The organism is uncultured Bacteroides sp., from assembly GCF_902491285.1.
Classification (GTDB): Bacteria; Bacteroidota; Bacteroidia; order Bacteroidales; family Bacteroidaceae; genus Bacteroides.
On record NZ_CABUHK010000056.1, the window covers coordinates 1 to 16,493 of the forward strand.

Sequence of the window (16,493 nt, forward strand, 5' to 3'; positions counted from 1 at the left end):
CTACCTGCTTCATAAATGTTAATACTTTCAACATCTCACTTTTTATTAATAAATTTGACGATAAATATACACGTATTCTCATTACCAAGAATACGTTGGACAAACAAAAGTAGAATCATTTAAGTTTCGGAGAAGTTAATAAAAAAAGAGTCGCTTTCGGAAATCCGAAAGCGACTCTTATATTCATTCAAAGGAAACCGGAATTACATCATTCCGCCCATGCCTCCCATTCCGGGAGCGCCCATCGGCATTTCTGGTTTGTCTTCCTTCTTTTCTACGATTACACATTCGGTAGTCAGGAACATACCAGCGATAGAAGCTGCATTTTCCAAAGCTACACGAGCCACCTTGGCAGGGTCTACTACACCGGCAGCGTGCAGGTTTTCGTAAACGTCCGTACGTGCGTTGTAACCGAAATCACCTTTGCCTTCACGTACCTTCTGAACAACTACCGCACCTTCTTTACCTGCATTTGCCACAATTTCGCGAAGCGGTTCTTCAATAGCACGTTTGATAATGCCAATACCTGTCGTTTCGTCAGCATTGTCACCCTTCAAGTCTTCGATACTGTCGATAGCACGGATGTAAGCTACACCACCACCCGGGATGATACCCTCTTCGATAGCGGCACGAGTTGCACGCAATGCATCGTCTACGCGGTCTTTCTTTTCTTTCATTTCCACTTCAGAAGCAGCACCTACGTAAAGAACAGCTACCCCACCTGACAATTTAGCCAGACGTTCCTGCAATTTCTCACGGTCATAGTCAGACTTGGTTGCAACAATCTGAGCCTTGATTTGCTCGCAACGTTCCTTGATGCTATCTTTGTTGCCGGCACCGTTCACGATAGTTGTGTTATCTTTAGAAACAGTTACCTTGTCGGCAGTACCCAACATTTCGATGGTAGCTTGTTCCAGTTTCAGACCTTTTTCTTCGCTGATAACAACACCACCTGTCAGGATAGCGATATCTTCAAGCATTTCTTTACGACGGTCGCCGAAGCCCGGAGCCTTCACAGCACAAATCTTCAACTGAGAACGCAGACGGTTTACTACCAGTGTAGTCAACGCTTCGCTATCTACGTCTTCTGCGATTACCAACAGAGGACGACCAGTCTGTACAGCCGGTTCGAGGATAGGCAAGAAATCTTTCAAATTGGAAATCTTCTTGTCGTAAATCAGGACGTAAGGTTTCTCCATCTCACATTCCATCTTTTCCGTATTTGTCACGAAGTAAGCCGACAGATAACCACGGTCGAACTGCATACCTTCCACTACACCGATAGTAGTGTCAGTTCCTTTTGCTTCCTCGATAGTGATAACACCGTCCTTAGAAACTTTACGCATAGCGTCAGCAATCAATTTACCGATTACCGGGTCATTGTTTGCAGATATGGTAGCAACCTGTTCGATTTTCTCATAGTTGTCACCTACTGTCTCAGCCTGTGATTTGATTGATTCTACCACTTTGGCAACGGCCTTGTCGATACCACGTTTGATATCCATCGGACTGGCACCTGCAGTCACGTTCTTCAGTCCTTCAGCTACGATAGCCTGAGCGAGAACAGTTGCAGTAGTTGTACCGTCACCGGCATCGTCACCAGTCTTGGAAGCAACTTCTTTCACCAGTTGTGCACCGGTGTTCTGATAAGCATCTGCCAATTCGATTTCTTTTGCTACTGTCACACCGTCTTTTGTGATGTGCGGAGCACCGAATTTCTTCTCGATGATAACGTTACGTCCTTTCGGGCCCAGAGTTACTTTTACTGCATTTGCCAAAGCATCGACACCTTTTTTCAATTGGTCACGGGCATCGATATTGAATAATATTTCTTTTGCCATCTCTTTATTTACTATTTAAAGATTTACTATTTGCTATTATTAATTAACCCAAAACAGCGAGAACATCGCTCTGACGCATAATCAGATATTTAGTACCTTCAACGTCAAGTTCTGTTCCGGCATATTTACCATAAAGAACTGTATCGCCTACTTTCAATACCATTTCTTCGTCTTTCGTACCGTGACCTACTGCCACAACTTCACCCTTCAAAGGTTTTTCTTTTGCTGTATCAGGAATAATGATACCACCAATTGTTTTTTCTTCTGCAGGTGCAGGGAGGATAAGCACTCTGTCTGCTAATGGTTTAATGTTCATAGTTACTTTTTTATATTTTAGTTATACATTTATATGGTAGATGTTATCCGTCTTTTTCAGGCGGAACGCTAAAGACATTGCGAAAAGCGTGCCAAAGTAGATAAATGATTCTTTGTCAGAAATTGACTGACAAAATGACTGACAACCCATACCTTATGGCAAAAAAGTATATTTGTTCTATACTTTTTAAACAAAATAAAAGGTTTATTCCTTATAATGACGTATATTCGTAAACAGACCATTTAATGCATTGTACTAATAATATGAATAAAATAGCATCCGGCATATTTATCGCCTCTTGCATCTTCTGCTCCTGTAATTCGCGTACAGGAGATATTTCGTCTGCCGAAATCCAGCCATCGGATTCATTAATGCAGGACACGATTACTGAAACCGCCGCTAAACCTGTCGTTGAAAAGCTGACAGGGGAGCAGATACATATCACCAAAGATTTACTCTATGACAAATATACACTGGATGACACCTATCCTTATAAAGATACTACCCGGCAGTTTCAATGGGATAAAATAAAAGAACGGCTGGCCTTGCTTGAGAATATACAGCTACAACCCACCACATGGGCTATTCTTCAGAACTATAAGAACAGGAACGGGGAAGCTCCCCTTGTAAGGAATTTCAAGAGAAATGCTTACGGACGGGTGGCAGATACTCTCGGAGTAGAACGCTACCAATCCGTTCCCCTCTATCTACTGACGGACACACTCGTTCCCGAGCGTTACGGACAGGACGGTGAACTGACCCGTTTTATAGAAGACGGAGAAAAGTTTGTCAAAGCGGAGCCGATATTTACGGGAGATGAATGGATGATTCCCAAGAAATATGTCAAGGTTATCGGAGATACGATTGTTTTCAACAAAGCTGTTTTCGTAGACCGGCACAATCAGAATATCACCTCTCTTGAACGTAGTGGGAAAGGGGAATGGATAGTACGCAGCATGAATCCATCCACTACCGGACGCCACCTTCCGCCGTATGCGCAGGAGACTCCTTTAGGTATGTTTGTATTACAGGAAAAGAAAGTCAAAATGGTATTTCTCAAAGACGGTTCGAAAGAAACAGGCGGTTATGCACCTTATGCCAGTCGTTTCACGGATGGAGCTTATATTCATGGAGTACCAGTCAATGCTCCCCGCAAAACGCTGATAGAATACAGTCCGTCATTAGGAACAACCCCACGCTCGCATATGTGTGTACGAAATGCAACTTCGCACGCCAAGTTTATTTATGACTGGGCGCCCGTGAATGAGACTGTTGTTTTTGTATTGGAATAATTGGAGCTTTTTCCGTATGCATTCGGGTTAATCAATCTTTGTACATTAATAGGCTAATTCTATTTTAACTTATAGAAGCATCTCCCAAAAAATAATTTTATGATTTTACCCTCATACCCTCATAAATCATCTCAAAGTCTTTATTCATCGGTATTACAGCTATGAGAGCAGGCTATAATAGCACCCTGAGAGTAAAAGTTACCCTCATACCCATTCGAACGAATACCAAGATGCTAATACCTGAAACACAAGGTATTAACAGTTATTCCTTCAAGCATTAACACCCTAAACTTCAACCATTAATAGTTGAGAAACCAGGTATTAACACATAAAAAGTGATGTAAAATGACTGATAAACGGAGTAATGCTACTTAAAGTTACAGGTTGAACGAGATAATAGGTACAGGTGAAGTTATTGTAATCTATTCCATTATAAGACCAAATCTACACAGGAAATATCTGTTTATACAGGCAGACAATCTGTAGCCCACGTGCAAACAGAAGTTTCAACAAGGGAAAGTTTCAGTTTCGTGCCTTGAAACTAACTGTTTCAAGGCACGAAACAAAGTGTTTCTCACCGTGAAACCAACTGTTTCAAGCCATGAAAAAGTCCGAGCAAAGGATGCTACACAGTGATTACTTACGTGTTCCATGTGTGAGTACCTTGAATATTCGTAAAATTGGTATGAGAGTAACTTTTACTCTCAGGGTGCTATTATAGCCTGCCCTCATAGCTGTAACACCGATGAATAAAGGGATTGGGTGAATCTATGAGGGTATGAGGGTAAAATCATAAAATTATTTTTTTGGGAGATGCTATATGATGATTTTAATTTATAAACCAGCCATATATTTCCAAAGCGGAGCGGCGTTCAGCGATTGCATGATTTCATTATTTTCAAGCAGGCTCCTTACCTCTTCCAAGGTGAGCAAATGAACGGAAAGGTCTTCGGTATCTTCCAGATGCTGATGGTCTATCAATTCCACATCTGTGGCAAGAAAGCAATGTGTCAGGTTGGTGTGAGTGCTCGGATTGGCGGAAACCACCATATATTCCTGCCAGTTTCCTTTTCCATAGCCCGTTTCCTCCCACAGTTCACGCTGGGCGGACACTAATGGCGAAGCATCTTCTGCTTCACACACACCGGCACAAAGTTCATAACAGGTTCGCTGGATTCCAGGACGGTACTGGCGGACAAATACAAATTTGCCTTCTTTCGTGATGGCAATCGTATTCACCCAGTCGGGATATTCTAAGATGTAATATTCGGGGATATGGTTTCCGTTGGGAAGCAACATATCTTCACAGCGTACAGTCAGCCATGGACGGCGAAATAGATACTTGCTACTTACCGTTTTCCAGGCTTTATTCTTTTCTTCCATTAGGTTTCGTTTTTCTTCCGCACAAAAATAATGATTTTCACCGGAATACCGCACCTTTTTCAGTTTTCTATCTTTTATTCATCAATATCAATACAAGTAATCTCTATTCCCTGTATCTGTTCCAGATATTTTTTGGTCGAACTAACCAAAGAACTTCCCATGTAGAATAAAAACATCAAACTGATAATTACCATCAATGCCCCAATCATTGCAAAGCGGCCGCGTTGTTCAAAAATACTGCTGTTCATACCTCTGCCTCCTCTTCTTTTATGTCCACCACAAAGATAACATGCGAAGGCTACAAAAAAAAGACAAGAATGTTACAAAAGGCTTAAATATTGAAATTCTGTTCGTATCTTTGCACCGGCTAACTAACAACCTCTTTATTACAATATGGCATTTACGAATAATATTATGATTGTCCGGCACAAATTGCTGGCTGACCTTGTCAGACTCTGGAAAAACGACCAGTTAGTAGAAAAGATAGACCGACTCCCGATCGAGCTGAGTCCGCGGAAATCGAAACCGTTAGGACGTTGCTGCATACACAAAGAGCGGGCGGTGTGGAGATACAAGACTTTTCCGCTGATGGGACTGGATATGACAGACGAACACGACGAAGTAACTCCGCTTTCCGATTACGCGCGCATGGCACTGAGCCGTCCCGAACCGGACAAGGAGAATATCATGTGCGTCATTGACGAAGCATGTTCTTCCTGCGTACAAATCAATTATGAGATTACAAACCTTTGTCGCGGATGCGTAGCCCGCAGTTGCTATATGAACTGCCCGAAGGGTGCGATACGCTTCAAGAAAAACGGTCAGGCCATGATTGACCACGATACGTGTGTCAGTTGCGGTATCTGTCACAAGAGCTGTCCTTATCATGCCATTGTGTATATTCCCGTACCTTGCGAGGAAGCCTGTCCGGTAAAGGCCATCAGCAAAGATGAACATGGAATAGAACATATTGACGAAAGTAAATGTATCTATTGCGGGAAGTGCATGAATGCTTGTCCGTTCGGCGCCATCTTCGAGATTTCACAGACATTCGATGTGCTGCAACGGATTCGGAAGGGAGAAAAGATGGTTGCCATCATCGCTCCGTCCATTCTCGGACAATTCAAAACTTCCATCGGACAAGTGTACGGTGCTTTTAAAGAAATAGGATTCACCGATGTGATTGAAGTAGCCGAAGGAGCTATGTCGACTACCAGCAACGAAGCCCACGAATTATTGGAGAAACTGGGAGAGGGACAGAAGTTTATGACTACTTCCTGCTGCCCTTCCTATATAGAATTGGTAGAGAAGCATATTCCGGACATGAAACCTTATGTATCTACCACCGGTTCGCCAATGTATTATGCGGCACGGATTGCCAAAGAGAAGCATCCCGACGCAAAAGTCGTATTCGTAGGCCCTTGCGTGGCAAAACGTAAAGAGGCACGCCGCGATGAAGCCGTGGATTACATCCTGACATTTGAAGAAGTAGGTTCCATACTCGACGGACTAGATATCCAGTTGGAACAAGTGCAGGAATTCTCCGTATTGCATACTTCCGTCCGCGAAGCACACGGCTTTGCGCAGGCAGGCGGCGTGATGGGAGCAGTCAAAGCTTATCTGAAAGAGGAAGCGGAGAAGATTAACGCGATACAGGTATCGGATATCAACAAGAAGAACATTGCCCTGCTACGTGCTTGCGCCAAGACAGGAAAAGCTGCCGGACAGTTTATCGAAGTGATGGCTTGCGAAGGCGGATGTATCACCGGGCCAAGTACGCACAATGATATTGTTTCAGGACGTCGCCAACTGGCACAAGAGCTTCTCAAACGGAAAGAGAGCTATGAAACAATGGATAGATAAACTCCGACAGGAAAGAACGCTCCGGCAGGAAGAGTTCCGGCAATTGTTGACCGGATGTGACGCAGAGACCTTGCGAACCATCAATGAACAGGCGCGGGAAGTCAGCCTGCTCCACTTCGGCAACAAGGTTTATATCCGCGGACTGATTGAGGTAAGTAATTGCTGCCGGAATAACTGTTATTACTGCGGCATCCGAAAAGGAAACCCGAACATCGAACGCTACCGACTGACGCAAGAAAGCATCCTGGACTGCTGCAAGCAAGGCTATGAACTGGGTTTCCGTACTTTCGTGCTGCAAGGCGGAGAAGACCCTGCCCTGACAGACGACCGGATAGAAAAAACGGTCGCCGCCATCCGGCAGAACTATCCGGATTGCGCTATCACACTGTCGCTCGGTGAAAAGTCGCGCGAAGCGTACGAACGTTTCTTCCGGGCAGGCGCCAACCGCTATTTGCTTCGTCACGAAACTTACAACGAACTGCATTACGGGCAACTGCATCCGGCAGGGATGTCCGGCAAACAGCGTTTGCAATGTTTGCGGGATTTAAAGGATATCGGTTATCAGACGGGGACAGGAATCATGGTAGGCAGTCCCGGGCAAACGGTGGAGCATATCATCGAGGATATCCGGTTTATAGAAAAACTTCGTCCGGAAATGATTGGCATCGGTCCTTTCCTGCCCCACCATGACACGCCTTTTGCCGGATACCCAAGCGGTACGGTGGAACAGACCCTTCTTCTACTGTCCATCTTCCGCCTGATGCACCCGTCCGCATTGATTCCGGCAACAACGGCACTGGCTACGCTCGCTCCCGACGGCAGGGAACGTGGAATACTGGCAGGCGCAAATGTGGTAATGCCCAACCTGTCGCCCCGGGAAGAACGGAAGAAATATGAATTATACAATGACAAGGCTTCACTCGGAGCGGAATCCGCCGAAGGACTGGCTATGCTGCAAAAGCAGTTGAACGCTATCGGCTACAGGATTTCCACCGAAAGAGGAGACTTTTCCAGTGGTTAACAGGATAGTGATTAGTGATTAACGCCATGTGGTAACACAGCTATGCAGTAATAGAACTCAGCTAATCACTAATTCGGTCATCACCCATCACAAAGCCCATTAATCACTAACCACTAATCACTAAAAAATGAACTACCAAGCAAATTCATCAAAAGCAGAAGAATTTATCCACCACGAAGAGATTCTGGATACACTGGAATACGCACAAAACAACAAGGATAACCGTGCACTGATTGAACAACTTATTGAAAAAGCTGCCCTGTGCAGGGGACTGACCCACCGTGAGGCAGCCGTCCTGCTGGAATGCGACCAACCTGACCTGATAGAACGTATCTTTCATCTCGCCAAAGAAATCAAACAGAAGTTCTACGGCAACCGCATCGTCATGTTCGCGCCGCTTTACCTGTCGAATTATTGCGTAAACGGCTGTATATACTGCCCGTACCACGCCAAGAACAAAACGATTGCACGTAAGAAACTGACACAGGAAGAAATCCGACGGGAAGTGATTGCCTTGCAGGATATGGGACACAAACGCCTTGCCCTCGAAGCCGGAGAGCATCCGTCACTGAACACGATAGAGTATATCCTCGAATCTATCCGGACGATTTACAGTATCAAGCATAAGAACGGCGCGATAAGGCGGGTGAATGTCAACATCGCCGCCACCACCGTAGAAAACTACCGCCGTTTAAAAGAAGCGGGCATCGGCACTTATATCTTATTCCAAGAAACTTACCATAAGGAAAACTACGAAACGCTCCACCCTACCGGCCCGAAAAGCAACTACGCTTATCATACCGAAGCTATGGACCGCGCCATGGAAGGGGGAATTGACGATGTAGGGATAGGCGTACTTTTCGGTTTGAATACATACCGGTACGATTTTACAGGCTTGTTGATGCATGCCGAGCACTTGGAAGCCCGGTTCGGTGTAGGACCGCATACTATCAGTGTGCCGCGTATTTGCTCGGCGGATGATATTGACGCGGGAGATTTCCCGAACGCCATTTCCGATGAGATATTCAGCAAGATTGTAGCAATTATCCGCATTGCGGTTCCCTATACGGGAATGATTATCTCCACACGCGAGTCGCAGGAATCCCGGGAAAAGGTACTCGAACTGGGGATTTCACAAATCAGCGGCGGTTCGCGTACCAGTGTAGGCGGATATGCTGAAAAAGAACTGCCCGACAATAACTCCGCCCAATTTGATGTAAGTGATACGAGGACATTGGACGAGGTAGTAAACTGGTTACTCGAACTTGGCTACATCCCCAGTTTCTGTACGGCATGTTATCGGGAAGGACGGACGGGCGACCGCTTTATGGCACTCGTAAAATCCGGTCAGATAGCAAATTGCTGCGCACCGAACGCATTAATGACTTTGAAAGAATACCTGGAAGATTATGCTTCGGAAGATACTCGCCAAAAAGGGGTAAGGCTCATCCTAAATGAAACGGAACGAATCCCCAACCCCAAAATCAGAGAAATAGCCATCCGAAACCTCAAAGCCATCGCCGAAGGCAAAAGAGACTTTAGATTTTAGTGATTAATGCGCAGCCCGTTAATCACTAATCACTAACAAACTAATCACTAATAAACATGAGCTTGACAGATACTCCCAACGCCAACAGACTTCACATAGCCCTTTTCGGCAAACGAAACAGCGGCAAGTCTTCTCTTGTAAATGCGCTGACAGGACAGGATACCGCCATCGTCTCGGATACGCCCGGAACAACAACCGACCTTGTTTCCAAGGCAATGGAAATTCATGGCATCGGTGCTTGTCTTTTTACCGATACTCCGGGATTCGACGACGAGGGGGAACTTGGCGAAATGCGTATCGCCCAGACATTGAAAGCGATTGAAAAAACAGACATTGCACTACTGCTTTGTGAAGATGATTCAACTTCTTGCAAAAACGAAAAGTTGAAGTCACCGGAAGATGAAATGTTGAAGCTACTGAAAGAGAAGAATATCCCTGTCATCCTGATACTGAACAAAATTGATATACGCGAAAACACTGATGCGGTGGCCGCACGTATTGAGCTACAATATAACCAGCGTCCGTTACTTGTCAGCGCAAAAAAAGGAATAGGGATTGAAGAAATCCGGCAGGCGATTCTTGAAAAACTTCCTTCAGACTTCGGACAGCAAAGCATCACCGGAACACTTGTCGCAGAGAATGACCTCGTGTTGCTAGTCATGCCACAAGATATTCAAGCCCCCAAAGGCAGGCTCATCCTGCCGCAGGTACAGACTATCCGTGAACTGCTGGACAAGAAATGCCTTGTAATGACCTGTACTACCGATAAATTTCCTGAAACATTGCAGGCTCTTGCCCGTCCGCCGAAGTTAATCATCACCGATTCACAAATCTTTAAAACCGTCTACGAGCAAAAACCGGAAGAAAGTAAACTGACTTCTTTCTCTGTTCTCTTTGCGGGATACAAAGGGGATATTCATTATTATGTAGAAAGTGCTGCCGCCATTGAAAGCCTGACGGAATCATCGCGCGTACTGATAGCGGAAGCCTGTACACATGCTCCCCTTTCCGAAGACATCGGAAGAGTGAAACTCCCACGCCTGTTACGAAAAAGAATCGGAGAGAAACTGCAGATTGATATTGTAGGCGGAACGGATTTCCCACAGGATTTGACTCCTTATTCTTTAGTCATTCATTGCGGAGCATGTATGTTCAACCGCAAGTATGTGCTCAGCCGCATCGACCGTGCACGTAAGCAACATATCCCTATGACGAATTACGGAGTAGCCATTGCCTACCTCAATGGGATACTTGAACAAATTGAATATTAAAAAAGGAAGTTATTTAGTTGTATGCTAAGAACATATTCCTTACATTTGTCTTACTATATTATTAATCCCTTTATTAACTTACAACACATGAAAAAGAAAGGAATGGCCTTTGCCATTTTACTGGCAACCGGGACTGCTTTTCAGACCCGGGCACAAGAGAGACTGACGAGCTACAAAGTAAGAAATGCTATCGAAGTACGTACTCCCGTTATGAACGACAGCATTAACCCGAAAGGAGAAAAACACTCCGTGAAAATGTTGCTCAAGACTCCAGTAGTACTGGATTTGCCGGATGCGCCAATGCAGTCATTGACTGTTGATACGGCAGGTTATCTGAGTCTGGAAAAAGCGGAGAAAAACAATAAACTCTACCTGCTGAAAACGCAAATACGTGCAGAACGCTTCCTCAAAGGGAAGCTGAAGGTCACTTCTCCCGTCCGCTGGGAAGTCTTTATCGACGGAGTTTCCAAGCAGACAAAAGATGCTGCCGAAGACAGTATCACTTCCGCCTCTTCCCGTGAAATAGCTATCAGCATGGAGCCTGAACGTGATTATGAGATTACTTTCAAACTACTTTCCGCTTCGGAAGACAAAGTTGCCCCTACCTTGAAATGTGAACTGATTAAAGACGGGAAATTCAAAGAGATTGCCTGCACGCTTGCTCCCGACGCCAAGCAACGTTTCTCGCTTGACAATACCGTATATGGCAACCGGACGATTTCTGTCGCCATCTCTCCCAGCGGAAAGTATTTATTAACCCGCTACTGGAATAATCATTCCGCCAAACGTTCGCGCACTTATTGCGAACTCAGCGACTTGAAAACCGGAAAAGTTCTTTTGGATAATGTAAGAGATGGTATGCGATGGATGCCGAAAAGTGACAAGCTGTATTATACCGTCACTGCCCTAAGCGGAAACGACGTAATCGCACTCGACCCTGCCACTCTTCGCGAAGAGGTTATTTTAAAAGGAATTCCCGAACAAAGTTTCACCTGGTCGCCCAATGAAGATTTCCTTATTTATTACCCCAGGGAAGAAGGGAAAAATGAGACAGGTGCTCTCCGCCGCATTGTAAGTCCGGCAGACCGGATTCCCAATACCCGGGGACGCAGTTTCCTGGCTAAGTATGACATTGCCAACGGAGTTTCCGAACGGCTGACTTACGGCAATCACAGCACCTACTTGCAGGATATTTCTCCCGACGGAAAGTATATGGTATACAGCACTTCCAAAGAAAATATCACCCAACGTCCTTTCTCTTTGTCTTCTCTCTATTTGGTAGACTTGGAGACTTTGAAGGTAGATACTCTTTTCCATAACGAAAGATTCCTGGGTGGCGCCAGCTATTCACCGGACGGAAAACAGTTGTTACTGACTGCAAGCCCCGAAGCGTTCGGCGGTATTGGCAAGAACTGCGGCAATCAACCCATTGCCAACGATTTCGACACACAAGCCTTTATCATGGATTTGGCTACACGCAAGATTCAACCGATAACCAAAAACTTCAATCCTACCGTCAGCCCATTGCAATGGAATCGCGGAGACGGTTGCATTTACTTCAACACGGATGACGGCGACTGCAAGAATATCTACCGTTATTCTCCGAAAAACAGTAATTTCGAAAAGTTGAACCTCGAAGTAGATGTTGTCAGCACTTTCACCCTGTCGGAATACAATCCGTCTATCGCTGCCTATATCGGCCAGTCGGATACCAATTCGGGAGTTGCCTATCTCTACGATATGAAGAAAAAGACTTCCCGTTTGCTTGCCGACCCGATGAAACCGATTCTGGATAAAATTGAATTAGGCAAAACCGAACCTTGGAACTTCACGGCTTCGGACGGAACGGTTATCACCGGAAAGATGTGTCTTCCCCCTGACTTCGACCCCAACAAGAAGTATCCGCTAATCGTTTACTACTACGGTGGCACCACTCCTACGACACGCGGCATCGGAAACCCGTACTGTGCCCAACTGTTCGCATCACGTGATTATGTAGTATATGTCATCCAGCCCAGCGGTACTATCGGCTTCGGACAGGAGTTTTCCGCACGCCACGTCAATGCTTGGGGAAAGCGTACTGCGGATGATATTATCGAAGGAACGAAACAGTTCTGCAAGGAACATTCTTTTGTGGATGCGAAAAAAATCGGATGCCTCGGTGCTTCGTACGGTGGATTTATGACTCAATATCTGCAAACTCAGACCGATATTTTCGCTGCTGCCGTATCCCATGCTGGTATCAGTGACGTGACGAGCTATTGGGGAGAAGGTTATTGGGGATATTCATACAATGCTATTGCGGCTGCCGACAGTTATCCCTGGAATAACCCGGAACTGTTTACCAAACAAGGCTCCCTGTTCAATGCCGACAAGATTAACACTCCGTTATTATTGCTACATGGCACAGTGGATACGAATGTACCCATCGGAGAAAGTATCCAGCTTTTCAATGCGCTGAAGATATTAGGCAAGACCGTAGAGTTTATCACAGTGGATGGCGAAAACCATTTCATTTCAGATTACGACAAGCGTATCAAATGGCACAATTCTATCATGGCATGGTTTGCACGCTGGCTACAAGACCGTCCCGAATGGTGGAATGAGCTATATCCGGAACGTCATCTGTAATCCTGATTGTAACTCCGTTATCATCTTCCATCTACAAATTCCGAAACGTACAATCTCTTAAATAATAAAGGTGTCGCTGATTCTACATTCAACGACACCTTTTATTATATTATCAATTTATCCTATAATTGTCCCTGCTTATTTCTTCACAGCAGCAATCAACTCTTCTGCCGAAACAAGATTCTGTTCTCCTGTCTCCATATTCTTCAACATCACCTTTCCTTCGTTCATCTCGTTTTCGCCGACAATGGCTACAAACGGAATATTTTTCGCATTGGCATAGCTCATCTGCTTCTTCATCTTCGCAGCATCCGGGAAAATCTCCGCACGGATACCGGCAGCGCGCACTTTAGCCAGAATTCCCATAGAGAAAGCAGCTTCCTTTTCACCGAAGTTGATAAACAGGATTTCCGTTCCGTTCACGGCTTCTTTCGGATAAAGGTCGAGTTGATTCAATACATCGAAAATACGGTCTGCACCGAAAGAGATGCCGACACCCGAAACTCCTGCCATACCGAATACACCGGTCAGGTTGTCATAACGACCGCCACCTGTGATACTTCCGATTTGTACATCCAGTGCTTTTACTTCAAAAATAGCACCTGTATAATAGTTCAGTCCGCGAGCCAGCGTCAGGTCGAGTTCGATTTCATTCTTCAATCCCATTGCTTCCAATGTATTCAGAATAAATTCGCTTTCTTCCACTCCCTTCAACCCTACTTCACTGGCTGACAGTACTTCTTTCAATGTCGCGAGCTTCTCCGCATTTGTTCCGCTGAGAAGGATTATCGGCTGCAACTTGGCGATAGCCTCATCACTGATACCCTTATCTCTCAACTCGGCATTCACATTATCCAGCCCGATTTTATCCAGTTTGTCTATCGCTACGGTGATGTCGACAATCTTATCCGATTCGCCGATAATCTCTGCAATGCCGGAAAGAATCTTACGGTTATTAATCTTAATACATACACGGATATTGAAACGGCTGAATACCGTGTCAACAATCTGCATCAATTCCACTTCGTTCAGCAATGAATCACTGCCTACCACGTCAGCGTCGCATTGATAAAATTCGCGATAACGTCCTTTCTGCGGACGGTCGGCACGCCACACGGGCTGAATCTGATAGCGCTTGAACGGGAAAGTGATTTCATCACGGTGCATCACCACATAGCGGGCAAAAGGCACTGTCAAGTCATAACGCAATCCTTTCTCACAAAATTTGCTTGCCAGCTTCGCAGCATTACGGCTCAACAATTCTTCGTCAGTGATACCGGAGAAATAATCTCCAGAGTTCTGAATCTTAAAGAGTAGCTTATCTCCTTCGTCACCGTATTTTCCCATCAGTGTGGAAAGCATCTCCATCGACGGAGTCTCTATCTGTTGGAAACCATACAAATGATATACGTCACGAATCGTATTGAATATATAATTACGCTTCGCCATTTCTACCGGCGAAAAGTCACGAGTTCCTTTAGGAATACTTGGTTTTGCTGCCATAATATTACTGTTTATAATTTTAATTGCGCAAATTTACTGCAAATTTCCGAGCAACGCTTGCATATATCTGAAAAAATGCTCAATATTGTACCCCAAGTTATGCAAAACTTTCCAAACAGAGAGCGGCATTACACTTTTGGAAACTTTAAAGACCGGAAATATGATGAATACAACTACTATGTGCCCGATAAAAAAGACGAAAATTCTTTTTATTACTGCTTCACTTTTGGCAATGCCGATACTGGCACAAAACAATATCCAGAATACCCCGCCCTTCAAAAGTACCCGCACTACGGTACATCAGGCTATACAAAAAGATACCGCATGGGCAGCAGGTGCCGTTGTCGACCAGATTCATTTTGTAAGATATGACCGTAACGGACGGAAGATAGCAGAGAACTCACTAAAGCCGGACGGAAGTGCCGACAATAAGATAATCTTCGTTTACGATAAAGCCGGGAATGTAATAGAGGAAGTCATCGCCTCTATCAAAAAAGGCGGAGTCAGCGATGTATATCAATATCATTATGACGCACAAGGCAGGATGGACGGTAAGAAGAAACTTAATGCCCAACGGACTGTAGTAGGAATAGACACTATTATACGCAACGAAGCCGGGCTAATCATACAAAGAATCCATGCAGGAGTAATCTACTCTCCTTCAAGAGAATCCAAAGAAAGAACATACCGTGAAGCGATGAATATCCTCTACAACGATGAAGGGCAGGTCACGGAAGTCATTGAAGAAAGTACGCTGAACAAGAATGGCAATCCCGGCAACCGGAAACTGCAAAAAAAAGACACAATACCATTAAAGCCTTACTCGGAAGGGAAGTTTGCACGATATAAAGCTCCTAAAAGCAAAAGAGTGGATATGTCCTATGACCAATACGGCAACTGGATTAAACGTATAGAATACAATGGTGCCAACCCGGAATATATCGTCATGCGTACCATCGAATATGCCGGAACGGAAGATACGGACTGGAAAGCACTGTTGCTCCAAGGAAAAGTGAAAACCGTACACCAGACTTCGTACATAGCGCTTCCCAACGGTCCCGACATCATCAACAGAGGACAGAAGAAAGGGAACTTCTTCATCTGTAAATTTGATAAGGACGGACGAAAGACAATGGTTTCACATTTCTCGGATACAGGCATACCGAAAGGTACTACCGAATATGTATATGACGCTAATGGGAACGTAGAGAAGGAAATAGAAAAACTACCCAATGCCAAAATAGAAAGCACTTCGTTGTTGACGTACAACGATGACGGCAGAGTGAAAAGTAAATCCTTGATGGATGCCAACAATGAAATGCTGCGCAAGACAATTTTCCGTTATGACGGAGAAGGCAATTGTATTGCAGAATTATGCTTCGGCAAAGACGGTTCAAAATACAGCGATGTCCGCAACCAATACGACCCATACGGTAATCTGATTATGAAACAAATACTGGTTGCCCCGGCGGAAGCCAAGGGGACGGAGTTTCAACCGATAACCCGCATATGGAATACCAAAGGCAGAATCGTTGAGGAAAAAACAGGTACTCCCGGAAACGAACGGAGTTATACTTATCAATACAGTACCCGTGGAGAAGTTATTTCCGGCACGGAAGCGATAAACAATGAGCCACCTGTAAAATTCGTATATAAATTCTATAATGACAAGCATGGCAACTGGAAAAAGCGCATCAAGTTTATTGATGACAAACCTGTATTATACGAAGAAAGAGAATATACTTATTACGAATGAACAGAAATAAAGAATAAAATTCAGCATATAAAACAAACGTCTCCATAGCATTTCAAGTCTATGGAGA

12 protein-coding genes are annotated in these 16,493 nt (G+C 44.7%); 7 read left to right on the forward strand and 5 right to left on the reverse strand.

Annotated features, from left to right (window positions below):
- Positions 1-203 precede the first annotated feature (203 nt).
- Together groL and RDN93_RS14490 are read right to left on the reverse strand one after the other, a co-directional pair.
- Entirely contained in the window at positions 204-1,841 is a 1,638-nt protein-coding gene (gene groL, locus RDN93_RS14485; protein WP_308746172.1) for a chaperonin GroEL, read from the reverse strand.
- A 43-nt stretch (positions 1,842-1,884) separates the two neighbouring features.
- The gene (locus RDN93_RS14490; RefSeq protein ID WP_004314007.1) at positions 1,885-2,157 is read right to left on the reverse strand and encodes a co-chaperone GroES; all 273 of its coding nucleotides are present in this window, start codon (positions 2,155-2,157) and stop codon (positions 1,885-1,887) included.
- 245 nt (positions 2,158-2,402) lie between these two features.
- Between RDN93_RS14490 and RDN93_RS14495 the strand changes: the two genes are divergently transcribed.
- Positions 2,403-3,449: a L,D-transpeptidase gene (locus RDN93_RS14495; RefSeq protein ID WP_308746173.1), complete on the forward strand. Its 1,047-nt coding sequence runs from the start codon at positions 2,403-2,405 to the stop codon at positions 3,447-3,449.
- Between the two features lie 834 nt (positions 3,450-4,283).
- Here the strand turns inward: RDN93_RS14495 and RDN93_RS14500 are convergent.
- Together RDN93_RS14500 and RDN93_RS14505 are read right to left on the reverse strand one after the other, a co-directional pair.
- Positions 4,284-4,832: an NUDIX hydrolase gene (locus RDN93_RS14500; protein WP_308746174.1), complete on the reverse strand. Its 549-nt coding sequence runs from the start codon at positions 4,830-4,832 to the stop codon at positions 4,284-4,286.
- A gap of 74 nt (positions 4,833-4,906) precedes the next feature.
- The gene (locus tag RDN93_RS14505) at positions 4,907-5,080 is read right to left on the reverse strand and encodes a hypothetical protein (RefSeq protein WP_175628684.1); all 174 of its coding nucleotides are present in this window, start codon (positions 5,078-5,080) and stop codon (positions 4,907-4,909) included.
- Positions 5,081-5,225: 145 nt separating this feature from the next.
- Between RDN93_RS14505 and RDN93_RS14510 the strand changes: the two genes are divergently transcribed.
- From RDN93_RS14510 to RDN93_RS14530, 5 genes are all read left to right on the forward strand, one after another.
- Positions 5,226-6,695 carry a 4Fe-4S dicluster domain-containing protein gene (locus RDN93_RS14510; protein ID WP_308746175.1) on the forward strand — a complete coding sequence of 490 codons (1,470 nt, stop codon included), beginning with the start codon at positions 5,226-5,228 and terminating at the stop codon, positions 6,693-6,695.
- Positions 6,676-7,716: a [FeFe] hydrogenase H-cluster radical SAM maturase HydE gene (gene hydE, locus RDN93_RS14515; protein WP_308746176.1), complete on the forward strand. Its 1,041-nt coding sequence runs from the start codon at positions 6,676-6,678 to the stop codon at positions 7,714-7,716. The genes RDN93_RS14510 and hydE overlap by 20 nt, the downstream gene beginning before the upstream one ends.
- Before the next feature lie 127 nt (positions 7,717-7,843).
- Positions 7,844-9,265: a [FeFe] hydrogenase H-cluster radical SAM maturase HydG gene (gene hydG / locus RDN93_RS14520; RefSeq protein ID WP_308746177.1), complete on the forward strand. Its 1,422-nt coding sequence runs from the start codon at positions 7,844-7,846 to the stop codon at positions 9,263-9,265.
- A gap of 56 nt (positions 9,266-9,321) precedes the next feature.
- The gene (hydF, locus tag RDN93_RS14525; RefSeq protein WP_308746178.1) at positions 9,322-10,536 is read left to right on the forward strand and encodes a [FeFe] hydrogenase H-cluster maturation GTPase HydF; all 1,215 of its coding nucleotides are present in this window, start codon (positions 9,322-9,324) and stop codon (positions 10,534-10,536) included.
- Positions 10,537-10,623: 87 nt separating this feature from the next.
- Positions 10,624-13,167, forward strand: a complete 2,544-nt coding sequence (locus RDN93_RS14530) for a S9 family peptidase (RefSeq protein WP_308746179.1) — start codon at positions 10,624-10,626, stop codon at positions 13,165-13,167.
- A 138-nt stretch (positions 13,168-13,305) separates the two neighbouring features.
- On the opposite strand, the gene hisS is transcribed toward RDN93_RS14530, so the two are convergent.
- Entirely contained in the window at positions 13,306-14,670 is a 1,365-nt protein-coding gene (hisS, locus tag RDN93_RS14535) for a histidine--tRNA ligase (RefSeq protein WP_308746180.1), read from the reverse strand.
- Between the two features lie 160 nt (positions 14,671-14,830).
- Between hisS and RDN93_RS14540 the strand changes: the two genes are divergently transcribed.
- Positions 14,831-16,426, forward strand: a complete 1,596-nt coding sequence (locus RDN93_RS14540) for a hypothetical protein (protein WP_308746181.1) — start codon at positions 14,831-14,833, stop codon at positions 16,424-16,426.
- Positions 16,427-16,493: the final 67 nt, after the last annotated feature.